The organism is Cellulosilyticum sp. (assembly GCF_982396655.1).
The window spans coordinates 25,761-51,539 of the sequence record NZ_CEVXFV010000028.1 but is presented as its reverse complement, the minus strand read 5'-3'; the positions used below and the strand labels follow the sequence as shown (position 1 = coordinate 51,539).

General features: G+C 35.4%; 13 protein-coding genes and 1 pseudogene. 10 read left to right on the top strand and 4 right to left on the bottom strand.

Annotated features, from left to right (window positions below):
• A partial coding sequence (locus AC1VAQ_RS12610) for a dipicolinate synthase subunit A N-terminal domain-containing protein (protein ID WP_479903980.1) occupies positions 1 to 383 on the bottom strand: 383 nt, incomplete at its 3' end.
• Positions 384 to 577: 194 nt separating this feature from the next.
• Between AC1VAQ_RS12610 and AC1VAQ_RS12605 the strand changes: the two genes are divergently transcribed.
• The 8 genes and pseudogenes from AC1VAQ_RS12605 (at position 578) to AC1VAQ_RS12570 (ending at position 19,846) form a co-directional block, all read left to right on the top strand.
• Positions 578 to 1,279, top strand: coding sequence for a DnaJ domain-containing protein (locus AC1VAQ_RS12605; RefSeq protein ID WP_302597045.1), 702 nt, complete (start codon positions 578 to 580; stop codon positions 1,277 to 1,279).
• On the top strand, positions 1,261 to 2,826 hold the full coding sequence (locus tag AC1VAQ_RS12600) for a tetratricopeptide repeat protein (protein WP_302597046.1): 1,566 nt from the start codon (positions 1,261 to 1,263) through the stop codon (positions 2,824 to 2,826). The genes AC1VAQ_RS12605 and AC1VAQ_RS12600 overlap by 19 nt, the downstream gene beginning before the upstream one ends.
• Before the next feature lie 144 nt (positions 2,827 to 2,970).
• On the top strand, positions 2,971 to 3,984 hold the full coding sequence (locus tag AC1VAQ_RS12595; protein ID WP_479903979.1) for a tetratricopeptide repeat protein: 1,014 nt from the start codon (positions 2,971 to 2,973) through the stop codon (positions 3,982 to 3,984).
• Positions 3,968 to 5,650: an Hsp70 family protein gene (locus tag AC1VAQ_RS12590; protein WP_302597048.1), complete on the top strand. Its 1,683-nt coding sequence runs from the start codon at positions 3,968 to 3,970 to the stop codon at positions 5,648 to 5,650. Before AC1VAQ_RS12595 ends, AC1VAQ_RS12590 begins: the two co-directional genes overlap by 17 nt.
• A 71-nt stretch (positions 5,651 to 5,721) precedes the next feature.
• A complete protein-coding gene (locus AC1VAQ_RS12585) occupies positions 5,722 to 6,723 on the top strand; it encodes a PLP-dependent cysteine synthase family protein (protein ID WP_479903978.1) in 1,002 nt (333 codons plus the stop codon).
• A 290-nt stretch (positions 6,724 to 7,013) separates the two neighbouring features.
• Positions 7,014 to 12,704: pseudogene (locus AC1VAQ_RS12580) on the top strand (SDR family NAD(P)-dependent oxidoreductase); the annotation flags it as partial.
• A 201-nt stretch (positions 12,705 to 12,905) separates the two neighbouring features.
• On the top strand, positions 12,906 to 18,257 hold the full coding sequence (locus AC1VAQ_RS12575) for a hotdog fold thioesterase (protein WP_302597051.1): 5,352 nt from the start codon (positions 12,906 to 12,908) through the stop codon (positions 18,255 to 18,257).
• Positions 18,258 to 18,271: 14 nt separating this feature from the next.
• A complete protein-coding gene (locus tag AC1VAQ_RS12570) occupies positions 18,272 to 19,846 on the top strand; it encodes a PfaD family polyunsaturated fatty acid/polyketide biosynthesis protein (RefSeq protein WP_302597052.1) in 1,575 nt (524 codons plus the stop codon).
• Between the two features lie 285 nt (positions 19,847 to 20,131).
• Here AC1VAQ_RS12570 and pepT read toward each other — a convergent pair whose 3' ends face one another.
• Complete coding sequence (pepT, locus tag AC1VAQ_RS12565; protein WP_479903977.1) at positions 20,132 to 21,361, bottom strand: peptidase T; 1,230 nt, start codon at positions 21,359 to 21,361, stop codon at positions 20,132 to 20,134.
• Between the two features lie 95 nt (positions 21,362 to 21,456).
• Positions 21,457 to 21,609, bottom strand: a complete 153-nt coding sequence (locus AC1VAQ_RS12560) for a hypothetical protein (protein WP_302597055.1) — start codon at positions 21,607 to 21,609, stop codon at positions 21,457 to 21,459.
• A gap of 187 nt (positions 21,610 to 21,796) precedes the next feature.
• Here AC1VAQ_RS12560 and AC1VAQ_RS12555 point away from each other — a divergent pair, with 187 nt between their 5' ends.
• On the top strand, positions 21,797 to 22,570 hold the full coding sequence (locus AC1VAQ_RS12555; protein WP_302597056.1) for an arginase family protein: 774 nt from the start codon (positions 21,797 to 21,799) through the stop codon (positions 22,568 to 22,570).
• Between the two features lie 162 nt (positions 22,571 to 22,732).
• A complete protein-coding gene (locus tag AC1VAQ_RS12550; RefSeq protein ID WP_479903976.1) occupies positions 22,733 to 24,856 on the top strand; it encodes an endo-1,4-beta-xylanase in 2,124 nt (707 codons plus the stop codon).
• Positions 24,857 to 24,935: 79 nt separating this feature from the next.
• Here the strand turns inward: AC1VAQ_RS12550 and AC1VAQ_RS12545 are convergent, their stop codons facing one another.
• The gene (locus tag AC1VAQ_RS12545; RefSeq protein ID WP_302597058.1) at positions 24,936 to 25,595 is read right to left on the bottom strand and encodes a TetR/AcrR family transcriptional regulator; all 660 of its coding nucleotides are present in this window, start codon (positions 25,593 to 25,595) and stop codon (positions 24,936 to 24,938) included.
• Between the last annotated feature and the right edge of the window lie 184 nt (positions 25,596 to 25,779).

The following is a 25,779-nucleotide window of genomic DNA, read 5'->3' as shown; positions in this document are numbered from 1 at the left end:
GCATTTAATATGGCAATTTCATTCATTTTCATAATATCACAATAACGAATATGGTGGCTTTCAAAAGCTTCAACTAATGTCGGTGTTAAAACACTACCTAGTACAAAACTATTAGAAGCTACTAAGAAGAACTGCTCAAGTGGGATATACGTGTTACACATTGAAGTAAATACACATTTATTATCTTTTGAAAATGGGATTGGACCTATAATATAAGGAATATCTTTAAGTTCATCTAAAGAAGCACAGATATGGGCACTCCTTGGAATGTCTGGATGACAAAGCCCATAGATGGAAACATTAAAGCCTTTTTGACATAAGATCTGGCTTAGTCTTACGAATCGTAGGTCGCCACCCACAATTGCAACTGAAATTTGAGACATAGTGCATTCCTCCAGCCTACTTTAAATGTCTATGTTACAGTTTATGAATGGGACAAAAGGGAAGTGCTTGTATTTATTGAATGTTTTAAAATTGATATTTGTTATTAAATTATAAAAATTTGTGTTATTTTATGTTTGCATTTGGTATAGTAATAGTAGAGAAAATAAAATGTTTTCAAAGAGGGGGAGAAAGTATGGCAGCTATATGGGACGTATTGGAAATAGACCCCACCAAGGATACGGAAATGATTAAAAGAGCTTATCATAAAAAGTTGGCTAAGACTCATCCAGAAGATAATCCAGAAGGTTTTAAGCAGTTGCGAGCAAGTTATGAACAAGCACTTAAATGGGCAAAGACCCAAGAAGTAGCAGCAATAGAAGGTACTAGGACGGCTATTGACTTATGGATGGATGAGGTTAAGGCTGTTTACTTTCATTTTTCAAAACGTATAGATGTAAGTGTATGGCGGAGACTTTTGGAGAATGAACTTTGTGAGGGATTGGATACGAGTGAAATAGCCCTACAACATCTTTTGAAGTTTTTGAGTACACATTATCATTTACCACAAGAAGTATGGCAGTTAATAGATCAAGTCTTTTGTATACAAACTCTTAAAACAAGCCTTGTTGAGAACTTTTCAGAGGACTTTATTAATTACATTATTCATCAAATTAATAACAAAGGTCTTATTGCGTGGACGCTTTTTAAAGGAAGAGAAGATGCAGATTATGATACATATATTGAAGATTATCTTACCCTTGTAAGATTTTTAGATACGTTGAATGAGCAGGAGAAAATTGATTGGTCTAAATCACAAGAAGCACAGTATGAGCAGCTCGTTAAAAAGTTAAGTGAAAGTGCATTACATATCCACATTTGGCAGTCCAAGAATTAAGACTTGCTTTAAAGTTACAAGATAGAGAAAAGGCACGTCAGTTAGCGCAGTTTTTAGAGGTTTCACCTAATGGTGGAGACATTTACATTCGTTATTTTATTGGTAAAGAAAAGTGGTTAAACCATGAGGAAGAAGCGGCGCATATTATATGGACATCTATTTTGAAGCAAAGACCGGATTATTATGGTGCTAGAGTAGGCATGGTTTATTATGCCATTTATAAGGGGCAGTATAAAGTGGCTAAAGAGCAGGTCCTAGATATTATGGAATGTTATGGTGAAACAAAAGAGACTAATTGTCTTATGGGAGATGCTAATAATTATCTTATTAAAGAGATGCTAGAAGAAAGAAAAAATAGGCCACAAGATGAGATGTTACGTTTAGAGCTTGGATGGTGTTATTTTCAAAACAAGGCATATGAAGCATGTCATAAACTCCTGATTGATTATACATCCACTCATGAATATGCCTTTGAATATCATAATCTTAAAGGGAGAAATGATTTTGCAGTAGGTTATTTAGACGTGGCTTTACCTGAACTGATGTGTTGGTTAAAGGATATTGAAGGGTTACAAGATGATGGGAGTAAGGTATATCAAAGGCGTCATAGGAGACTAGGCTATGCTAACTTTTTAGTAGGAATGTGTCATTGTGCCTTAGCTGAAAAAAATAAGGGCATTATGCAAAAAACATATTATGAGGCAGCACAAAACTTTTTAGAAGCTGCTATAGCAGTAGCTTCACCAGCTTATGATTATATATTAAGTTATAAGGAGCGACTTGGAAATGTGCTTTTAAAACTTGGAAAAAATGAGGCATGTATTGATTTATGTGATGAGATTATAAAAGAAGATAAGCATTTTTACTTAGCATATCTTTTAAGACAGGAAGCTTTTTTTAATTTACATAATGCCCAAGGTGTGATTGATGATTATTATGAGGCTACCTCAATTTATGAAGGATACATAAAGCCATATTTATTGGCAATTGAAGTTTTTATGGTCTTTAATCAATATGAGGAAGCTAAAAATGTTATTGCAAGAGCTAAGACATTAGCACTTAAAAGCTTAAAATTAGATTTCTTAAGTTTAAAAATAAAACGGCAACAAAGTCATACGGTAAGGGAGTATGAAGTATTAATTGAAGCGCTTAAGGAGTTTATTCAAAGAGTTAAGGAAAAGCAGCAGACAGAAATTGAAAATATAGGCGATGTCTATCTGGAGCTAACCTTAAGCTATATGGATTTGGAAAGTTATGAAGAAGCATTAAAAACAATTAATTTAGCAGTAGATAGCCATGAAGATAATGTATATTATAAGTGGATTAAGGCAGATATTTTACAGGAATTAGATGAATTCTCACAGGCATTGAGACTTTATGAAGCCATTCATAGTACTTATGAAAATAATAGCGAGTATTATTACGATCTTGGAAGATGCTTACATAATTTAGGCAGATTGGATGAGGCTTTGAAGGCATATAAAAGAACAAGGGTATTAAATCATAAGCATGGGGATGTGAATGATAAGCTGCGTAAGATTTATTAAAAGAAGTTCATCGAAACTGGAAGTCCAGTTAGCTATGAATTAGCTATTCGCTATAGTGAAAAACAAATAGGGATTAGAGCGACAGCTTATTATTTAATTAATGAAGGGTTAACATTTCTAGAAGACTATCGATTACAAGAAGCTATGAAGGATTTTGAATTGGCCTTAAAGGATGAACCCCGAAATGCATATGGCTATAATAACTTAGGATATACATATAAGCTTTTAGAAGATTATGAGAGGGCTATAGCTATTTACAAGAAAGGAATTGAAGTGGATGGGCGTGGCAAGTGTAGCCTACTTTTATATAGTAATTTAGCCGTATGCTATACAGCAATGGGAGCATATGAAACAGCTGAAGCATGTTATAAGAAGTGTATGACACTTTTTCCGCGGGAACAAACAATCTATAGTGATTTAATTAAGTTATATCATCGAATGGGTAAAAACAAGGAGGCACTTGAAATATGTAAGGTACTTTTAAGACAGAAGGATATGGATAAAACAAGTTGCTATTTAGACTTAGGAAGTACCTATGCCAATATGGGAAAGTATTTAAAGGCTACTTATTATTATAAGCTGGTGGGGCAGATAAAAGAAATAGATGGACATATTTATGATCAAATAGGAGACTTCTACCTTAAAGAAGTACATGACTATAAACGAGCCGTTAAAGCCTATAGTAAAGCATTGGAGCAATATGAAGCAAGGCATTATTTAAATATCTCGACCTACATTAATATTGCTAAGAGTTATGGAGCAGGCCATCAGATTCAAAAGGCGAAAGCATATTTTGAGAAATCCTTAAAAATGATACAAGATCGTTACGAGTATTTAGAAAACTATTTGAATTATAGACCATTTGCTCCACTGCGTCATTATGAAATAGGAAGTCTTTATATGGCTATAGGTGAGCTAGTGCATGCCAGGCATTATTTTGATAAAATGCGCAGTCTAAAAAAGTGCCGTCATTGTGAATACATGAAGTGCTATAAATATTTAGAAGGTCAGGGGAAGTTATATGAAATACAAGGTAAGTTTACAAAGGCACGTGAATGTTTTAAGCAGGCTTTAGCAATTAATCCGGTATCAGGAGTTAGTAAATATTATTTAAAACAGTTAAAACATAAGGGGGACAAGGATGATAGTAGGTATTGACTTAGGGACAACAAATAGCCTAGTAGCTTATTATACCCCTGAAGGGGCAAAGATTATACCGAACCGTTTAGGAAAGTCACTTACACCATCGGTGGTAAGCATAGATGAAAAGGGGCAAATTTATGTAGGTGAAACTGCTGCAGAACGTAAAGTATTATATCCGAATGAAACGGCTAGCATTTTCAAAAGAAGTATGGGAAGTGATAAGAAATTTAAGCTAGGGGAGAAGGAATTTCTAGCAGAAGAATTATCAGCTATTATTTTAAAAGCTTTAAAGGAGGATGCCGAGGCATATTTAGGCGAAACAGTAACAGAAGCTATTATTAGTGTACCAGCTTATTTTAATGATATAAGGCGTAAAGCAACTAAACATGCAGGGGCGTTAGCTGGGCTTAAAGTAGAACGTATTATTAGCGAACCTACGGCAGCAGCTATTGCTTATGGTTTGTATGATCAGGCAGAAACAACTAAATTTTTAGTTTTTGATTTAGGCGGAGGTACGTTTGATGTCTCTATTTTAGAGCGTTATGGCAGTATTTTAGAAGTCCATGCCGTAGCAGGGGATAACTTTTTAGGTGGAGAAGATTTTACAGAGGTATTAGTTGATTTATTTTTTAAAGCACATCCTGAAATAGAACGTCTAAAGTTAAGTCCAAAGGAAGTGCAACATATTCATGAGCAAGCTGAAAAATGTAAGAAGCAGTTTACAGAAACTACAATAGTGATGCACTGTATTTTACGAGAAGAATGTATCAAAACGCAAATTACACTTGCAGAATATGAGGCGGCGTGTGAACCTTTGTTTGAACGTATACGTGGGCCAGTGAAAAGAAGTTTGATGGATGCGCATATAAAAATAGCAGATTTAGATAAGGTTGTTTTAGTAGGTGGCGCAACGCAATTATCTATTGTACGTAAATTTGTCAGTAAATTATTTAAAAATATTCCAGATACAAGACTTAATCCGGATGAGGTAGTAGCCTTAGGGACAGCTATTCAAGGGGCGATGAAAGAACGACAAGAAGCTGTTAAGGAAGTTATTTTAACGGATGTCTGCCCATTTACATTGGGGACAGAAATAGCAGTAGAACTTGAAAATCATCGTATAGAGGGAGGACGTTTTTGTCCTATTATTGAACGAAATACAACGATTCCAGCTAGCCGCACAGAACGTGTTTATACGGTGAAGGACGGGCAACAACAAATACGTATCAATGTCTTGCAAGGAGAAAGCAGATTTGCAAGCAATAATGTATCTTTAGGGGAGGTAGATATTGAAGTACCAGCTAATAAGGCTGGTGAAGAAGCGATTGATATTACATACACTTATGATATTAATGCAATTTTAGAGGTAGAGGTTAAGATTGTTTCAACAGGAAAATGTGTAAGGAAGTTGATTAAGGGGCAATATACACTTTTATCTGATGCAGAGATTGAAGCACGTATGCAGGAATTAAGCTATCTTAAGATTCATCCCAGAGATCAAGAAGAGAATAAACTCTGGTTATTAAAGGGTGAACGGTTGTATGAGGAGAGTTTAGGTGAGATGCGCATACGTATCGCTATGGCACTTCAAAAGTTTGAAGAGGCGTTAGATACACATGATAATCGTAAGATAGAGATAGCACGTGAAAGCTTTAAGGCCTTTTTAGAACCATTTTTATAGATTAAGCAAAAAGAGATTCTAGGTGATTAAACATTAAAATTTTTAAACATTAAAACGTGAGGAGTAGCATAATGAAACAACAATTTGAAAATATTGCGCCACTTATTGGACATACACCTTTATTAGAAATTCAGCTCAGTTACAAGGGAAGTGTACGTAAAATTTACGCTAAGGCAGAGTACTATAATTTGACAGGAAATATTAAAGACCGTGTGGCACTTTATATTTTACAAAAGGCTTATGAAAAGGGCACGATTCATAAGGGAGACATTATTGCCGAAGCTACAAGTGGTAATACAGGAATTGCCTTTTCGGCCTTAGGCAGTTACTTAGGGCATCAAGTAGTTATCTACATGCCAGACTGGATGAGCAAGGAGCGTATTAATTTAATGAGGAGTTATGGAGCAGATGTACGCCTGGTATCTGCGCAGGAAGGGGGATTTTTAGGTTCTATCAAAAAGACCGAAGAACTTGCCCAAAAAGGCGGGGTATTTTTACCTTGTCAATTTTCTAATACGGATAATGTTATGGCGCATTATTTAATGACTGGAGAAGAAATTGTAAAACAATTAGAATGTCTAGGCATGAAAGCAGATGGTGTAGTGGCAGGTGTAGGGACGGGTGGTACGATTATGGGTATTGGAAAGCGCTTAAAGGAAGTCAATACAGCTTGCAAGGCCTATCCTTTAGAACCAAGTAATTCACCCACCTTATCAACAGGTTATAAGGTGGGAAAACATCGTATACAAGGTATTTCAGATGAATTTATTCCAAGCATTGTCAAACTAGAGGAATTAGATGAAGTCATTTCTGTAGAAGATGGAGATGCGATTATCATGGCACAAATGCTTTCTAAAAAGTTGGGAATAGGCGTAGGGGTTTCGTCGGGAGCCAATTTAATTGGTTGTTTAATGGCACAAGAGAAATTAGGAAAGGATGCAGTCATCGTTACAACATTTGCAGATGATAATAAGAAATACTTATCTACGGATTATGCAGGTATAGAGCCTATGCAGGATAATTACATTTCAAAAGATGTAAAGTTATTAGGGGTTGTAGCACATACATTTTAGGTAAAACATAAAATATAAAACACTGAGGATAATGGTGATATGCCATGTTGCTCAGTGTTTTTTTATGCCCAATCAGTTTTAAGATGAGGTATGTTACATATATAATAAAAATTAATAAGAACATCAAAGTAATATTGTAATAATTGACAAAATAGCGAATATTTGAACTAAAATATTGAAATTGTAAAAAAATAGATATATGATTAAACCATAATTTGAACGCCGGTCAAATTGATAGAAAATTAAGATGAACACAGGGGGAATAGATTATGCATGTACCAATAGCAGTAGTTGGAATGGGCGCTATATTTCCAGGCGCTATGGATTTATGTGAGTACTGGAGCAATATTTTAGCTGGAAAAGATGAAATTACAGATGTACCAGAAAGTTACTGGAAAATGGAGGATTATTATGATAAAGATCCTCATGCAAAAGATAAATGCTATGGGAATAAAGGTGGTTTTGTAGGAAATATTCCGTTTGATGCGATGGCCTTTGGTATTTCGCCTAAAACAATGGAGTCTATTTCTGTTGAGCAGCTTTTTGCCCTCGTTGTTGCAAAACAGGCTTTAACAGATGCCGAGATGCTTGGAAAAGATGCTAAACCTTTTGACCACGAAAAAGCAGGTGTCATTTTAGCAGCAGGTGTAGGAAAAACAGCGTTTTCACTTAATCAACGTCTTCAGGTCCCTAAAATTAGGAAGATTCTTAAAAATAGTGGGGTGCCTGAGCAACTTATCGAACATGTCTTAGAACGCATTGGGGATGCAGAGGTAGAATGGAATGAAGCATGTAACCCAGGATACTTAGGCAATGTTGTTGCAGGACGTATTGCAAACCGCTTTGATTTGTATGGGACAAACTGTATTGTAGATGCAGCTTGTGCTAGTAGCTTAGCAGCACTTAAATATGCAGTAAGTGAACTTGAATCAGGAGACTGTGATGTGATGCTAACAGGAGGGGTTAACTTAGATTGCAGTGAGTTTTCCTTTGTATCATTTTGTAAGACGCCAGCTATTTCTAAAACAGGTCATATTAAACCTTTTGATAAAGATTCGGATGGAATGATTTTAGGCGATGGCGTAGGGATGCTTGTTTTAAAAAGATTAAGTGATGCCAAAAGAGATGGCAATAAAATTTATGGTGTTATTCGTGGAATAGGTTCTTCTGGAGATGGTAAAGCTAAAAGTATTTTTGCTCCACGTAAAGAGGGTCAAAAGCGCGCACTTATCCGCGCTTATGAAAATGCAGATGTTAATCCAGCTTCCATTACGCTTATTGAAGCACATGGAACAGGTACAGCTAAGGGGGATGAATGTGAAATAGAAGCCTTATCTGAGTTCTTTAGTGAAAACGGCGTTTCAAAACATGAGATTGGTTTAGGCAGTGTAAAAAGTCAAATTGGCCACACACGTTTAACTGCAGGAGTTGCAAGTTTAATTAAAACATTAATGGCATTACATCATAAAATTTTACCTGCCACCATTAACGTAGAAAATCCAAATGAAAAGTTAAAGGAATCGCCACTAGAAGTACTTACTAAGGCTAAACCTTGGATTGTAAATGCGAAACATCCTGTGAGACGTGCGGGTGTAAGTGCATTTGGTTTTGGTGGTACAAACTTTCATGTTGTAGTTGAAGAGTATCAAACAGAAGGAAAACAACAGCCTTATCGTTTGCATCAAACACCACATATGGTCATTATAAGTGGTGCAAGTGTAGAAAGCCTTAAAATAAATTGTGAAAAATTATTGCAAGCGCTGATGCAAGATGAAAGAGCTTATTTAGCAGATATATATAGTGCTAAACAATTAGAAGAAAAGGAAGTAAGGCTAGGATTTGTTGCACGAGATGGAAAAGATGCCAGGGAAAAATTACAGGTGGCATTGGAAGAGCTCGGACAAAATAGTTTAGTAAATTGGGAGAAAAATGGCATTTGTTACCGTATGCAAGGTATGCATCAAGGGGAGAAGATTGTTACACTATTCTCAGGACAAGGTGGACAGTATACACAGATGTTTAGAGAAACGGCTATGAACTATCCGGAGCTACAGGAAATGTTTGAGATTGTAGATAATGCCATGTTATCTGAAGGTGAAATACCTATTTCTGATGTAGTTTATCCATTTTCAGCCTATAAAGAGGAAGAAAAGGTAGCAGAGAATAATCTCATGCAAACTAAATTTACACAACCTGCTTTAGCAGCTGTTTGTGGTGGTGTATATAAGCTATTAAAGCAAAGAGGATATACATCAGATTTCGCTATTGGTCATAGTTTCGGTGAATTAACTGCCTTATGGGCAAATGGTGTAATGTCAGATGAAACATATGCACATCTAGCTGTAAAACGTGGTTATTTCATGGGGCAGCCTATTGAAGATGCAACAGGTATGATGGCTGTGGCGGCACCGAGAGATGAAGTAGAAAAATATATTGAGGGCTTTGATAAGCTTTATATGGCTAATGAAAATAGCAATCAGCAAAATATTGTTTCAGGAGATATGGTCCAGCTTGATTTATTAGCAGAAGCGTTACAAGCTAAAAATATTACTGCAAAAAAATTACGGGTTTCTTCTGCTTTTCATTCACCTTATATGGAAAAGGCAAAGGAAGCTTTTAAAACAGAAATTCATTCAGCACCTTTCAATGATTTACAGGGAACAATTATAGCAAATGCAACCCATGGGGAATATCCTAAAGAAGCAACCCAGATTAAAGCATTATTAGAAGAACAAATTACAAATCCGGTTTACTTTAGAACGTGTATAGAAAAGGCTTATGCAGAAGGGGCAAGAATATTTGTAGAAATAGGTCCAGGTAAAGTGCTAAGTGGTTTATTAAAACATATTTTAGGTGAGCGTCCATATGAAATTATTACGGTCAATGCAGATCGCAAGACAGGAGATTTATATCAACTTGAGATGGCCTGTATGAAACTCAAAACCATTGGGCTAGCAATACAGGCAGATCCTTATGAAATGTCTGTGAATCCTGAAATTAAATTAAAAGCTACAAAGTCTTCTTATGAAGTACCACCAACTTTCTTTAGAACACCAGATAAGAAAAAGAGAGTAGATGAGGCAATATATAAGGTAGATGCACCATTAGCATTGGAGGTAACGCCAGTTGAAGAAGCAAAGGGTAATAATCAAAATTATGTAAGGGAAGAAGGGAATGTTATTGTGGAAAAACACTTGGATGTAGAGGCGGCCTGTACTTTACAGAGTATTAATCAACAAGCATTATCACAATTCTTAAAGAGTCAAGGTGAACAATTAGAAACGATACAAAATCTTATGAAAGTACCTGCCCAAACCGGTGAAAATTTACAACATTATATAGATTTTGTCGCAGCTTTTCAAAATAATAGTATGAAAGCTTATGAAACATACTTTAATGAACAACAAAAGGTTTTAACAGGTGCTAATGTAAATAATGCGGTTACATATGTAGCAGTTCAGCCACAAGAAAGCACTGCAATTGAAGTAAATAGACAAGAGGAACCAACTCAGTTAAATATACCAGTAACACAAGTAACAAAAGAGGCAGATTTAGCACCTGAAGATGCACAGAAAATAGCAAGTCAAGCAGCAGTTGATATTATGACACTTTTAAAGCAGATTATTAGTGAAAAGACAGGCTACCCAGAAGAAATGATTGAAGAGGAAATGGAACTAGAAGCAGATCTTGGAATTGATTCTATAAAGCGTGTAGAAATATTTTCTGCACTTAATGAGGCATTACATATAGAAGCAGATGCCCAAGTAGCAGAAGGTTTATCTACTTTATATACACTTAAAGAGATTGGAAATTATCTTCAAGCACAAGTTCATCATATAGGAGGAGTTAGTGCAACCTTACCTCAAATTCAAACAAATGAAGTGCACACAGTTTCTTCTGCAAAAGTTGTAAATAGCAATAAGCTTAAAGCACTTTTAATAAATATTATTAGTGAAAAAACAGGTTATCCAGAAGAAATGATTGAGGGGGATATGGATTTAGAAGCAGATCTTGGAATTGATTCTATAAAGCGTGTAGAAATATTCTCAGCACTTAATGAGGCACTAGAAAGTACATTTGACCAAGAAGCGGTGGAAGTCTTGTCAACATGCTATACCATTAATGAAATTACACACTTTATTGAGAAACAGGCAGCACCACAAATAACTTCTGAAGGCATAGGGACAGTTGAAGATGGATCAAACTCAGCAACATCATCTTTAGCGACAGATACTCAAGATAAAGCAGATTTACAAAAGATACTTATAGGTATTATTAGTGAAAAAACAGGTTATCCAGAAGAGATGATTGAAGAGAATATGGACTTAGAGGCAGATTTAGGTATTGACTCTATTAAACGTGTAGAAATTTTCTCGGATTTGGGAACACAATTAGGCGGAGAATTTAGTCAAGAAGATGTAGAAGGACTAAGTACATGTTATACAGTAGCAGAGATTGTGAATTATTTATGTCAGAAGGTATCTAAGGAGGATGAGGTCACTAAAGGGAGGCACGCCAGTACTAGTATAAAAGATGTAGATATAAAGAACACAAATGGGATTAAGCGCTATGAAGTTGCTTATAAACACGTTGCTTTAAGCAAGGCAATTAGCATTGTAAATAAAGGAATGGTGCTCTTAACAAATGATAATCGTGGAGTAGCTAAGGAAGTTGGTAAGGCATTACAAGATAAAGGTTTTACACCGGTTGTACTGAATATAAGTGCATCTGAAGCAGATCAGGTAAGTGAATTTAGGAATTTTACATTAGAAAGTGTGACAGAAGAAGATGTTGAAAAGGTACTTAAAGAAATTACAGGTGCAACGAAAATACCACTTACTGGTTTCATGCATATTTCAAAAACCGTTGAGAATGAAGAAAACATACAGAGCTTATTTAATCATGAAGAACAAGAGGTAAGTAAAGCAATTTTCCTTATAGCAAAATACTTTAAGCAGTATGCAGATTTAAGTACAGGTGAAGGAAAAAGCTTCTTTATCAATGTTTTGCGTATGGATGGTTTCTTAGGAAATAGAGAATTTAATGGTAATATGTATCAAGGCAGTTTGTTAGGTTTAACAAAGACGCTTGCTAAAGAATGGCCAGATACTTTTGTAAGAGCTATTGATATTCATAGTAACTGTAGTACCCATGAAACTGTGAAATTTATTCTAGAGGAGTTAGCTTCAGGTGATACAGAATATGTTGAGATAGGCAGAGATGAAAGAGGTGTACGTGGAACGCTGGAACTTAAAGAGAAATATGAAGAAATACCTGCTGAAAAGACACCAACTCCAGATGATGTTTTCTTAGTAACAGGTGGTGCTAGAGGTGTAACAGCTCAGTGTGTTATTGCACTTGCTAAAAAGTATCAAAGTAAAATTATTCTATTAGGGCGCTCTGAACTTAAGGATGATATTATTTTTGCAAAAGATGTACAAAGCAAAGAGGAATTACAACAACTTATTTTAAGAAATGCGAAAGCAGAAGGCAAAGTATTAAAGCCCAAAGAAGTAAATGCTGCTGTAAAACGTCTGTATAGTCAGTTAGAAGTTAGAAGAACAATCGAAGCCATTCAAAATGTGGGAAGTCAGGTTCTATATATTCCTTGTGATGTGAAAGATAGTGAAAGTGTCAAATTGGCAATTAGACAAGGTGAAGAGGCATTTGGTAAGATTACAGGACTTATTCATGGTGCTGGATTATTAGCAGATAAATATATAGAAAAGAAAACAGCAACTGATTTTGAAAATATTGTAGGAACCAAGGTATGGGGACTTGAGAACTGTTTAAATAATTTAAATCTTGATAAGCTTAAATATACCGTATTATACAGTTCAATAGCAGCTTATTTTGGAAATCCAGGTCAGGCAGATTACGCTATGGGAAATGAAGCACTTAACAAATTTGCCTATGCTTTTAAAAAGCTTTATCCTAAGAAAATGGTTATGGCAATTAACTGGGGGCCTTGGGATGGCGGCATGGTAGATCAAACGTTGAAAAATGCTTTTCTTAAAAATGGCATTGCAGTGATTCCAATGGAAACAGGCATTAATTATTTTATAGATCAGTTTGAATATGCCCATGCAAATGAAGTATGCCAGATTGTAATTCATTCAGACTCTGAAATGAATGCTTAAATTTAAATAAGAATTCATTAAGTAAAGAAAGGCGGAAAATAAATGACACAGATTGCAATTGTAGGAATGAGCTGCCTCTTGCCAGACTATACTACCAAGGATATGTTGTGGGAAGTTTTAAAAACAGGCAAAAGCCTTGTGAAAGAAGAAAAGTTTGAAGAACATGTTATAGAACGTGGCAGATTATTAAAATCAGAATCAGATACCTTTTTTAAAGAGGTATTTGATTCTAAAACCTTAAATAAACTAAGTAGCCTAGGCGAAGTTGCCAAATGGGTTAATTATGTTGTGCAAGCAGCTCTTGAGGATAGTGGTTATTTAGATAAGAAAGAGGCTTTAAACAAAACGGGATTAATTATGGGAACATTAGGAATGTTTGTTCCAGAATATACCACATTATTTGATCCAGTTGTAAAGTTAAGAATAGAAGAGCAGATGAACCTATTACTAGATGAAGAACGCTTTTGTTATGAAAACAATCAGTTAGAAAGACAACTTTGTAAGGATGGGTTCTTAGTAGATGATTTAGTCATGACGACAGCTTATGAAATATTTGGGCTAGAAGGGCCACATGTATGTTTTAGTGCTGCTTGTGCTACACCATTATATAGTATTCAGCTAGCAAGTATGTATTTAGCCATGCATAAGGCAGATATGATGATAGCAGGTGCTCAGTGTGTAGGTGAGACAGAAACACAAATTAGTGGAATTTTTGAATTATTGGGGGTACTTTCTGAGAAAGGCGAGAGTAGGCCGTTTGACAAAAATTCTAAAGGTTTAATACCAGGAACAGGTGCAGGTGCTTTGGTTTTAAAACGTTTAGAAGATGCAAAACGAGATGGTGACCATATTATAGCCGTTATAGAGGGAATTGGTTGGTCAAATGATGGTGGTAGCAAAAGTTTATTAGCACCCGCTAAAGAAGGTCAGATTGCAGCGTTTAATGATATCTATAAAAAAGGCATTTCTCCAGAAATCGATTATATAGAATGTCATGCAACAGGTACCAAGGCAGGTGATAAAGTAGAAATTGAATCAGTGAATACGTATTTTAAGGCGTATGGTGTAACGCCATTATTAGGAGCATTAAAAGGAAATACAGGGCACTGTTTTACGGCTTCAGCTATGGGATCAACGATTAAACTACTTTTAGCTATGATGCATGATGAGATTCCGGCGACTATTGGGATTACTAATGTGGCAAGCCCTAATGTGGTATGTCACAATCAGAAATGGCCTCATAGAAATCGTGAAAAACGAGGTGCTGTTAATGCTTTCGGCTTTGGCGGAATCAATGCACATATGGTAGTGAGTGAATATATCCCTGATAAAATCTACCCAGTAAATGAGAAGAAAGCACAAGAAGCTGAAGATGTGGTTATTACAGGGATGGGAATGCAAGTTGGCAAATTAAGTAGTGTGAGTGATTTCTGGCGTGCACTTATAAAAGAGGAGACAGCTCTAACGCAAGCTGATGCTAAGCGTTTTTATGGCCTAGAACAAGATCCGAAGGTACTACAATTATTAGGCATACAAGAATTGCCAAAGGGTGCCTATATAGGTGATATTGATGTGGACTTTATGCGTTTTAAACTCGCAACAAAAGAAGATGTGTACTATTTACGACGCGATTTACTACTTTTGAATGTAGCTGCTCAGGCATTAGAAAAAGCACATATTCAGCCAGGTAGTTTACCTGAGACAGCTGTTATAATCAATACTCCTCAAGACTTTTCAGACTTTAACTATCGTTTAAGTACTGAAATGGCACCAGCTATTTTAAATAGCTTAGAAAAAACTTGTCCTAATCTAAATGAAAAGCAAAAAGCACGACTAATGGAGATTTTAAGAGAAGATGAAATGAGTAGAGAAAGTGGTGCTAGCATAGTTGGAGGAATTCCAAGTATCAGAGGTAGCCGGATTTCTTCTTATTGGCGCTTTACAGGCCCCTCTTTTGTGCTTGTAGAAAATGAAAATGCCATTGGACGATCTTTAGAAATTGCTAAGTTTATGTTAGAAGAGAAGATGGTAAAATGTGTAGTGATTGGAACTGTAGAGTTAGCAGGTGAAATTGAATATCTTTTCGCACAAAGACAAATGGGAAACTTAGAAACTTTATGTGAAGTAGGCGTGGGTGAAGGTGCAGCAATACTGGTTTTAAAGAGCAAAGAACAGGCAGAATGTGATCAAGATACGGTTTATGCTACGCTTAAGGAAGTTACAATAGCATCATCTCATCAGGCAGTTGCGTTACAGAATGATGAAGCAGAAAGTGGTGCAAGTGATGTAGAGGCAATTATAGGAAGAACAGGAAGTCTTGAAGGCTTTGTAAATCTCATCAAAGATGCGTATGAACTTTATAGTGGTATTAATCTTGAAAACAAACAACAATCTAATAATTGGTTTTGGAAACAGGAAGAACGTGCACATCAAGTATATTTAGAGCAACGTACCCATATGGGGGAGACAGTCCATATAGGGCTTGAAGAAAATACAACTTGTAAGTCACAGCTTTTAAAGCCTAAGGCACCTAGTTACTTCTTCCCTATAGGCTTTAGAAATAAGGAAGAGTTGATGACACAGCTTGAGTGCCTTAAAGTAGCTAAAAGTAATCAGGTAGGTAGATTAAGTGAGAACTTTATAAATGATTTTTCTAAGCAGTCGCCATATATTCTTTGTATACTCGCAAAAGATGAACAAATATTAAAAGAAGAAATAAATGAAGTGACAAAACACATAGATGATTTCTTTACAGCAGATTATGAGTGGCAATCAGTACACGGTTCTTATTTTACATCAAGACCATTAGGAGAAGAAGCCAAGATAGTTTATATGAGCCCTCCAGGCGGTATGTTTAATGCCAAAGCATATTATGAATTGCTCACACTTTTCCCTGATTTGACGCAACACATTGATTATACCTATTTTAATCCAGAAGAAATGGCCATGTACCAAGATCAAGAAAAAGTTATTGAAAATTATTGTTTTGAAATTCATACAAGCCACTTACTCATGAGGTTACTGCAAGAAAAGTTAAGTCTAATGCCACAACAGATGATAGGGGCCAGTATGGGTGAGATGTGTAGCCTGCTAGCATCAGGAAGCATTGCAATAGGAGAAGAGGAGAAAGAAAGTGGTAAACGCTTTATAAAAAATGTAACACAGATTATAGAGCAAAGTTTTACAGATAAGAATTTAGTTAGAAATTATTTTGGTGAAGCTGTTGAAGATTGGGAAACTTGGTATATAAGAGGTGATGCAAAGGTTATAAGGAATCTTGTATCAGCAGAGGAAAAGGCTTTTGTAACGATTATTGGCTCACCTAAAGATGTTATTATTTCTGGTGAAGCTAAAGTCTGTGAACGTATTTTAAAAGCGGCTCATGGTGTAGGAAGTCCTATTTCTGGTGCTTATTATGTACACACACCTATCATGGAAAGTTATTATGGAAAGATTAAAGATATAATTGCAGCCCAAGGCACATGTATTAGAGATGACCTTGACTATACAATTTATAGTACATATGCGGGCAAACCTCTTACATGCGAAAAGACACAAGTCGCAGAGCATATTGCAAATATTATCACGCATCAAGTTGATTTTCAAAGCATTGTTCAGAAATCTTATGCAGATGGTGGTAGAATTTTTATTGATCTGAGTACAAATGGTATGTGTGAAAATTGGAGTAAAGAAGTTTTAAAGGATGTGCCAGAAAAATTGATTTTCTCCATGTATAGTAAAAAATACACAGCAGAAGAAAATCTATTTAGGATTTTAGCTAAGTTAGTGGCACATCATAGTACGGTAGACCTTAAACAGTATTTAAGTAATTTTGAATTTGATGTTAACATGGCAGCTAGCTTTAAAAAGAATGTAAAAATGGGTTTACCAAGTTACAAAGACCATTTGATATTTAAAAAAAATGCAAGAAGTATACATTATGCAGATACGACAATGCTTCAAAAAGCAACAGCACATATAAAACAAGTAACTGAACAGCAGAAAAAAGAAGAAATGGCCCATTCAGCTATCAGAGGCCAAGAACCATATGAAGCACCTACAACAAATTCGATAAATTGGATAGCGCAGACGATGTCAAATAATTTAAAGGCATATAAATTATATAGTGAAAATGAAAGTCTTATTTTTAAAAATTGTGTGCAAGATATGCATACACAAGGGCGAAAGTCGCAATGTAGCCCAAAGGGAGTTTCAGAAAAAACTTGTATATGGAATAGGTCGCAAATTGTAGAGATGACAAATGGTTCTATGGCAAAGGTGTTAGGTAAACGTTATGAAGAAGTTGACCGCTACCCTATAAGAGCAAGAATGCCTTCTCCACCTTACTTATTTATTTCACGTGTCACTAAGTTTGAAGCAACATTTGGAGAATATAAGCCATGTATGGCAGAAATTGAATATGATGTGCCTGAGGATTGTGTTTATACAAGAAAAGATCATTCTATTTCACATGTTGTACTAAGTGAAGCATCTCAAATAGGTATTTTCTTAGGGGGTTATATAGGCATCGATATTCATTCAAAGGGGACTTTAAGGTTCCGTATTGCAGATACTAAAACAAAGTATGTGAAATCTATGGATGTTAAGGTGGGAGATACCATTCGCCTTAACTTTAGAATTAAGTCATTTATCAAGAATGGTGAAACAACGCTTATAGCTTGTGAGTATGAATGCTATAACAATAATGAACTGATGATGGTCACACAAGCTATGGGTGGTTATTTTACAGCACAAGATTTAGAAGGATCTAAGGGCATTGTAAGCTTGCCTAACAAAATGCAGAAAAAGCTATCTCAGAAGAAATTGATACCATGTATTCAAAATAGTCAACATTCTTTTAATAAGGAAGAAATGCGTGCTTTTTACGAAGGTGATTTTAAAAAATGCTTTAAATCAGCTTGTGCAGTCAATATGAAAACGCCTTATGGCGTAAAAGAACAAGTACGTATGATTGAAAATGTAAAAGAAATTAGTTTTATAGGTGGTAAATATGGATTAGGTAAGGTAGTAGCTACAAGACATATTACCCCAGAATTCTGGCCATTTAAAGCACACTTTAAAAATGATCCAGTTTTACCAGGCACAATTATGTTAGAGGGAATTAATCAGCTCTTGCTATTTTTTGCAGCATATAGTGGCTTTTTAGGTCAACGTCCTAGTATGCAGGTGGGTGTTGTAACGGATAATCTAATTAATATTGCGTTTAGAGGACAAGTGAAACCAAGTAATTCACAGCTCACCTTTGAACTAGATATTAAAGATGTGATCCAAAAGGAAGGTCAAATTACAGGACTCGTTGTAGATGGTAATGTTTATTGGGAAGACCGCCATGTGATTAAAGAAGAAAATGTTAGTATTACATTTGAAAGTTAGTAAGGGGGAAAAGCATGCGAGACTTATATATAAAAGATTATGAGTTACTGTCTAGAAAATCACTTAAAAAGGCATTGCAGCATACTATGCAAGAAGTTTGTGTACTGCAAACAAAAGAGGGAAAACAAGTGCTTGCTAGAGGCGGCGATGTCAGTGAAGAAAGAACTTCTCAAAGTGCACAGGTTCAATATATTTTGCCTGTTACGCCAGCCACTCAATTAGGAAGTAATCATTTTAAAACAACTTATGGGACACAATATGCCTATTATGCAGGTGCTATGGCAAATGGTATTGCTTCGACTCAAATGGTGATTGCACTAGGGAAAGCTGGCTTTATGGGGTCCTTCGGTGCAGGGGGCTTAAATATAGAAAGGTTAGAAGCTGCAATTGATGAAATTCAAGCGACACTAGGTTTGGATGGAGCATATCTGATTAATGTGTTAAGTGCGCCAACTATGCCAGAAAAAGAGATGGAGGTTATTAAACTTTTACTTAAGAAAAATGTAAGGGCTATTGAGGTGGCAGCGTTTATTCAGATTACAGAACCCCTTGTGTACTATCGCCTTTCAGGTCTTCAAAGAGGCGAAGATGGGCAGGTGATTTGTAAGCATCATATTATTGCCAAGGTATCTCGGGAAGAAGTAGCTATGAATTTTATGAAAGTAGCTGATGAAAAGATTGTTAGCAAACTCTTAACAAAGGGATTAATAACACAAGAACAAGCTGAGCTAGCAAAGAAGGTACCTATGGCAGATGATTTAACAGTAGAAGGCGACTCTGGCGGTCATACAGATAATAGACCGTTAATCAGCTTACTGCCTGCAATGATTGCCTTGCGAAATCGCATTCAGAAAACATACAAGTATACAGATGTTATACGCATTGGTGCAGCAGGGGGAATTAGTACTGCCCAGTCTGCTTTAGCTGCTTTTGAAATGGGTGCAGACTATGTGGTAACAGGTTCTGTCAATCAAAGTTGTCAAGAAGCGGGAACGTCTGATTATGTCAAGAAGGCTTTAGGGCAAGTAACTATGGCAGATGTAGTGATGTGTCCATGTGCAGATATGTTTGAAATGGGGGCTAAGGTTCAGGTTATGAAAAAAGGAACAATGTTTCCTATGAATGCACAAAAGCTTTATGATTTATATAGCACATATAATGCATTATCTGAAATACCTGCAGCTGAGAAAGCACGCATTGAGAAAAGAATGTTTCATAGTACACTAGAAGAAGTATGGGAGAGTACAAAAGCGTATTTTAGCAAAGTAGCACCTCATCAAATCACGCGTGCTTTAGAAAGTGAAAAATATAAGATGGCTCTCGTATTTAGATGGTACTTGGGGCAATCTTCTAAATGGGCTGTTCAAGGTGAGAAGAGCCGTATGATGGATTATCAAATTTGGTGTGGGCAAGGTATGGGAGCCTTTAATAATTGGGTTAAAGGCACTTATTTAGAACCCGTTGAAAATAGAACGGTAGAAGATGTGGCTCAGCAAATTATGACTGGTGCTGCGTACTTAAACTTTATTAATCTTGTAAAACCACTAGGTGTGGATCTAGTTGAGATTGAAGACTATATAATAGAGTAATTTCTTTCTTTTGCAATCCTTACTATAAAAGGACTCTAATCTTATTTAAGATTAGAGTCTCAGATTGTTGATAAATGAATTTTCCCAAAATAAACTCACAAATTAAGTGAGGATTATTCAAGAAAATCTATTAAAATAGGGGTAAAAAGAGCAGTTTAGGTCCATTTTTACCTCTGTTTTCTATTTCTAGACTAGTAAAATACTATGGAAAAGTTAATTGTCTACAGCCTGGGACTCTAATCTTATTTAAGATTAGAGTCTTTTTATGCACAAATATTGATAGGTTTATTTATTACCTGTGCTACCTAGTTCACAAATGGCTAAAATAGCTTTCACAGCTAATTCCATATGGTGAAGTACAGTAAACTCATATTTACCATGACAGTTGTAAGCGCCTGTAAAAATGTTTGGACAAGGAAGTCCCATAAATGAAAGTCTTGCGCCATCTGTACCACCACGAATTGGTTCGTGAACAGGTGTAATACCTACTTTTGCAAAAGCCTTTTCAGCTAGCTCTAAAACGCCAGGGTATTTATCAATGACTTCTTTCATGTTATAGTAACTATCAGTTATTTCAAAGCTGACAGTACCTTCTCCATATTTTTCATTAAGAAGTGTGGTAATGCTAGCAATTTTTTCTTTGCGTGCATTGAAGAGACTTCTATTATGATCTCTTAAAATATAGTGAAGCGTAGCTTCTTCAAGATGCCCTTCAAAGGCGTGGAGGTGATAAAAACCTTCATGACCTTCTGTACATTCAGGGACTTCATGAGCTGGTAAATGATTTTGGAATTCACAAGCAATTGCAAGTGCATTCTTCATTTTGCCTTTAGCAGAGCCTGGATGTACACTAAGTCCCTTAATTTTAATGGTAGCAGAAGCAGCATTAAAGTTTTCACATTGAAGTTCTCCAACTGCACAACCATCAATCGTATAAGCAAAATCAGCATTGAATTTTTTGACATCAAAGTAATCTACACCACGGCCAATTTCCTCATCTGGCGTAAAGCCGATACGTATTGTACCATGTGGAATTTCAGGATGTGCAATAAGATATTCCATAGCTGTCAGAATTTCAGCAATACCAGCCTTATCGTCTCCACCTAAAATAGTTGTACCATCAGTTGTAATAAGTGTTTCACCTACTAATGTCTTAAGCACTGGGAATTGTCTTGGGCTTAAAGTAACTTCTGGATTTAGTGTAATATCCGTACCATTATAATTTTCAATAATTTGCGGTTTAACATTATTGCCTGGATAGTCTGGCACAGTATCCATGTGAGAAATAAAGCCAATAGTTGGTACTTCTTCCTGGATGTTGCTAGGAAGAGTGGCAAAAACATAACCATTTTCATCTAAAGAAACATCGTGTAGCCCAAGTTGAGTGCACTCACTAACTAGCGTCTTAGCAAAATCAATTTGGACAGTGCTACTTGGATAAGTTGTACTTGCGCCATCAGCCTGTGTATTTGTTTGAACATAAGTTAAAAAACGATTTAATAACTTTTCTTTCATTATCTAGCCTCCATAGTTCTATCATAGGTTTCTTATTTATTTTACCATAATAATAGAAAATGAACGCATAAATAATGTTTTTTCAAAGATTAAGTTTATTCACATTTCTCAACGCGAAGGTCTTTAATAGGAATATTGACTTCACCATTTTTAAATTTTTCTTTATACATTGTTTTTGCAATGAGTTTATCTCTTGCCTCAATTGTACAAATTTCTCTTCCATGTTTGTTTGTAAAGCTGAATAACATTTTAATCACTCCTTGTAGTATTTTTCTTTTTCGTGTCTACTATAATGAACTCTTAAAATGGTTTCAAGGCATAGGGCCTTAAGTCTACAGTATAAAAAAGACAAAAAACAAGTTCAAAAATTAGAATCTACACAATTTAAACAATAAAAACGAGTAAGCTAAAAGTAAAAAGGAAGAGGGAATATATATGTCAGAGAAAATAACATTATTTAATTTTGATAATGCCTATACATATCAGGACTTTTATTTAAATGAGATACATCAGTGGTTAAATTTTACAGACTTAAGTGGTGTAAGTGGGTATTGTGATGAAGAGTCATTAGAGATTATTCGCAGGCGAATTGCTACAAGTGAACCTACTCGTATCAATTATATTGACTCAGGTAATTATCATTATATAACATACTTATTATTAGAGCGCCTTCGAGAACCATTTTCTTTAATTTTATTTGATCATCATACAGATATGCAGCCTTCACTTTTTGAGAATTTAATGTCATGTGGCTGTTGGGTAAAGCGAACATTAGATGAAAATCCTTTTTTAAAAGAGGTTATTATCATAGGTGTAGCAGATCAGCTAATAAAAGAGATACCGAGTAAGTATAGTCATAAGGTATTTGCTTATGGTGAATCAATGTTAAAGCAGCATCCTAAGTGGCAGACATTTGCAAAAGAGCATATTCACTATAATGTGTACATTTCTGTTGATAAAGATGTAATGGATGCTAAGGAGGCTTGTACAAACTGGGACCAAGGTTTTTTAACGCTTAGCCAGCTGAGGGAAATTTATGAGAGTATTGTAGAGACACATGAGATATTAGGCATTGATATTTGTGGAGAGTATGCCCCAAATATGACATGTTTGATGGAAACAGAACAACTACTAAACAATAAGGCAAATCTTCAAATACTTCAGTTGATTGAGGAAGTGGCTGCTACTAAGGAAGGTGAAAATACTTAAGCAACATATGTCGAAATATTCTACATAGTGAGTAAAATATCTTGTTCAAAAAAATTCAAATGCTATACTTTATTTAACAACTTCTTGAAGGAGCAAAAGTTTTTAAAGGAATTTTAAAAACTTAGAGTGTAAAAGAAGTTAAAATGTGGAGGAGGATGTTTTATGAAAGCAAGGTATTTTACAAAGCAATTATTTGCAGTGCTTACAGCATGTACAATGGTAACACCTATTTGTACAAATCTTGCACCTGTATTTGCGGCTGAGGTAAGTTATGGTGCACTTATTTATGATGATTTCGAGCAAGATTTAAATGGTTGGGCACCTCGTGGTGAAAATGCAGAAGTTGTAGAACTTACAACAGAGGAATCTTATTCAGGAAAAAGTTGTATTAAAGTAAGTAATCGTACAAAAACATGGCATGGTGCAACTTGTGACAAAACAGAAGAATTGACATTAGGAGAAACATATGATTTTTCTGTTGCACTTAAATTTAAAGGGGATAATTATTCAAATTCACAAAACTTTAGTTTACAACTTCAATATAACGATGGAGTAAATGATCAGTACAAAACAATTAAATCTCAAGCTGTTACAAAAGGTCAATGGACTATTTTACAAGGGGAATACACTATTCCAACAGATGCAACAAACGTACAGATTTATGTTGAAACACAATGGACATCTAACCCTTCAACACAAGATTTAATGGATTTCTATATTGATGATTTTACAGCAACACCAGCTTCCCTTCCTGAAATAGAACAAGATATCGAAAGTTTAAAAGATGTTTTCGCTGATCAATTAATTATTGGTGGTGCAGCACAAGCAAGTGAAATTGCACCAAAACCAGGTAAAGACTTATTCTTAAAACATTATAATAGCATCACTTTCGGAAATGAACTTAAACCAGATGCAGTACTTGACCATGATGCAACAGTTGCATATATGGAAGCGAATGGTGGGGATGAAACAAATCCACAGATTAATCTTCGTGCAGCAAGAACATTACTTGAGTTCGCAAGAGATAATAATATTCCAGTAAGAGGTCATACGCTTGTATGGCACAGCCAAACACCAGATTGGTTCTTTAAAGAAGGTTATTCAGAAGATCCTAATGCAGCATGGGTTTCAAAAGATGTAATGCTTCAAAGAATGGAAAATTACATAAAGAATGTTATGGAAACATTAGCAGAAGAATATCCAACAGTAGACTTCTATGCATGGGATGTTGTCAATGAGGCAGTAGATCCTAATACTTCAACAGGTATGAGAAATCCTGGTTCTAATAATCTTGTTTCAGGACAATCAGCTTGGATGCAAACAATTGGCAGTGAATATATTGAAAAGGCATTTGAATATGCAAGAAAATATGCACCAGAAGGCTGCAAATTATTTTATAATGATTACAATGAATATGAAACCAAGAAGAGAGATTTCATATATAATATATTAAAAGACCTTAAAGAAAAAGATTTAGTAGATGGCATGGGTATGCAATCTCACTGGGTAATGCAATATCCAAGCATTAGTATGTTTGAGGAAGCTGTTAAAAAATACAGTGAACTAGGCTTAGAAATTCAACTTACAGAACTGGATATTAAAAATCCAGATAATAGTGAATATGCTTTAAATCAGCAGGCAACACGTTATAAACAAATTATCAATAAAGTAATGGAACTCAAAAAAGGTGGTGCGAATATCTCTGCTGTTGTATTCTGGGGTGTAACCGATACAACAAGTTGGCTTGGCGGATATCCATTGCTTTTCGATGGTGAGTATAAAGCAAAACCTGCATATTATTCTATTATTGAAGATTATGTGAAAGGTGAGCCTACGGACCCAACAGATCCAACAGATCCAACGGATCCAAGCCAGCCAACAGACCCATCTAATGCAGCAGTTTCTGTTAATGTGAAAACGACTGTGAATGGTAATTCAGTGGGGCAACGTTATACAATTACAGCACAAGATGAAGCTATTGATGTTTCAAAATTAAGCATCGTATATAAAGCTGATGGTATGCCAACGGAAGAACAAAGTTTTTGGTGTGATAATGCTGCAATTCAATATACGACAGATCCTTGGTATACTTCACTAAATGGTGGTGTAGAGGGAATAATTGAAGATGGGGCACTTACATTAACGATTAATAAAAGTGCTACTTTAACACCTGAGACAGGAACAATGACATTAGATGTACGTTTTGCAAAAAATGACTGGTCTTCATATCCAGCTCTTTCAAGTGAAACAATAGAAGTATATTATGATGGCGTGCAGATTCAATAAATAAAAAAACTGAATAAAGCAAACGGCTGCTATGGATAAATCATAGCAGCCGTTTTTTTAGAATAGGAAAGGCAGTTTCTTATGTTGAAGAGGAAGCATTAGTAATGGCAAGTTGATAGAAGGTAGGACTTGTATAGAAGTAGCTACAACTTTCAGGAGGTAGTCCTAGGGTTTTTTCAAGAATTAGTGCAAGTGCTTTGAGCTTATTTTGAAGTGTTTCTAGATTATCTTCACAAGGTACAATAGTATGATCAAATAAAACGACCAACATCGAGAGAATAATTTCTGAAAGCTGATTTGGATAAGGGCATGTAAACATACATTCTGCTACACCTTGTTTAAGAATATCTGAAAGAATAGGTGTAAGCTCATGAATTGTAAGCGCTAAGAACTTTTGATGAAGCACAATATCATTTTGTAAATGTAAATACTTGAGCATTTCATGTTGCTTAACAGTAGCACTTGGGGAAAGAAAAAGTAAAAACAGTTTTTCCATTTTTGCTAAGGCGTTTAAATCCGTAGACTGGACTAATGACCAACTTTCTGCAATGGATTGGGCGTAGGAACGTTCTAAAACAGCATCTAATATTTCGTCTTTTGAACGAAAATAATAATAAATGCCTCCTTTAGCAATACCAGCACGTTGCGCTACATCACTAATAGAAGCATTAGAAGCTAAATCTTCACTCATTAAAGCTTGCATGGCATCTAGTATCAAGTCGCGTTTGTTTTGCTTCATAGAAATCACCTTTCGTATAAATTTTCTTGATATAAATAATTATAACATATAATTAGAAATATATGGCATAGAAATAATCATATAGTGCGCTTTAAGATTAAAATTCTCATTAAAATTTAATCTAGTTCTCATTTTAAATATAGATTAGATGCATTATAATAAATTAAAAGTTAAGTGTTAATAG

What these genes read in the sequence shown, in the direction of transcription:
- AC1VAQ_RS12595 (WP_479903979.1), top strand. Translation starts at nt 2,971, where the DNA reads ATGAAGGATTTTGAATTGGCCTTAAAGGATGAACCCCGAAATGCATAT.
- AC1VAQ_RS12605 (WP_302597045.1), top strand. Translation starts at nt 578, where the DNA reads ATGGCAGCTATATGGGACGTATTGGAAATAGACCCCACCAAGGATACG.
- AC1VAQ_RS12555 (WP_302597056.1), top strand. Translation starts at nt 21,797, where the DNA reads ATGTCAGAGAAAATAACATTATTTAATTTTGATAATGCCTATACATAT.
- AC1VAQ_RS12575 (WP_302597051.1), top strand. Translation starts at nt 12,906, where the DNA reads ATGACACAGATTGCAATTGTAGGAATGAGCTGCCTCTTGCCAGACTAT.
- AC1VAQ_RS12585 (WP_479903978.1), top strand. Translation starts at nt 5,722, where the DNA reads ATGAAACAACAATTTGAAAATATTGCGCCACTTATTGGACATACACCT.
- AC1VAQ_RS12570 (WP_302597052.1), top strand. Translation starts at nt 18,272, where the DNA reads ATGCGAGACTTATATATAAAAGATTATGAGTTACTGTCTAGAAAATCA.
- AC1VAQ_RS12545 (WP_302597058.1), bottom strand. Translation starts at nt 25,595, where the DNA reads ATGAAGCAAAACAAACGCGACTTGATACTAGATGCCATGCAAGCTTTA.
- AC1VAQ_RS12550 (WP_479903976.1), top strand. Translation starts at nt 22,733, where the DNA reads ATGAAAGCAAGGTATTTTACAAAGCAATTATTTGCAGTGCTTACAGCA.
- pepT (WP_479903977.1), bottom strand. Translation starts at nt 21,361, where the DNA reads ATGAAAGAAAAGTTATTAAATCGTTTTTTAACTTATGTTCAAACAAAT.
- AC1VAQ_RS12590 (WP_302597048.1), top strand. Translation starts at nt 3,968, where the DNA reads ATGATAGTAGGTATTGACTTAGGGACAACAAATAGCCTAGTAGCTTAT.
- AC1VAQ_RS12560 (WP_302597055.1), bottom strand. Translation starts at nt 21,609, where the DNA reads ATGTTATTCAGCTTTACAAACAAACATGGAAGAGAAATTTGTACAATT.